General features: G+C 39.4%; 2 pseudogenes. One reads left to right on the top strand and one right to left on the bottom strand.

Annotated elements, in window-relative coordinates:
* Positions 1-142 precede the first annotated feature (142 nt).
* Positions 143-232: pseudogene (locus D0T85_RS22885) on the bottom strand (alkaline phosphatase); the annotation flags it as partial.
* A gap of 45 nt (positions 233-277) precedes the next feature.
* Here D0T85_RS22885 and D0T85_RS22880 point away from each other — a divergent pair.
* Positions 278-376, top strand: a pseudogene (locus D0T85_RS22880) (hypothetical protein); the annotation flags it as partial.

Genomic DNA, 376 nt, shown 5'->3' with positions numbered 1-376 from the left:
AACTAGCTAAGAAGAAAGAAGACGAATTAAAACAAAGAAGGTAATGTGCCAATGTGCTAATATGCCAATGTGCCAATTGGCTGCGCATAATTAATAAATAGCCATCACTACTATTTACCAGAGCTAATATGATTGTAAGTATTCTATTAATACCACCATGATCGGAAGTGACAATGAAAATAGTTTCGTCCATCATGCCTGCATCATCTACTGCCTGAATAATCCGGCCTACAACAAAACCTACCAATATTTAATTAAAGAGGCCGATAGGATAATGGATATAGAACCCTTGTCGGTAATGAAAGACGCTTCTGCTGCTATCTATGGTGCTCAGGCAGCCAATGGTGTGATTCTGATTACAACGAAGAGGGGCCAG

The sequence above is a fragment of the Bacteroides sp. 519 genome, from assembly GCF_010500955.1.
Classification (GTDB): Bacteria; Bacteroidota; Bacteroidia; order Bacteroidales; family Bacteroidaceae; genus Bacteroides.
Note: the sequence above shows the minus strand (reverse complement) of the source record. Positions and strands in the feature narration are given on the sequence as shown.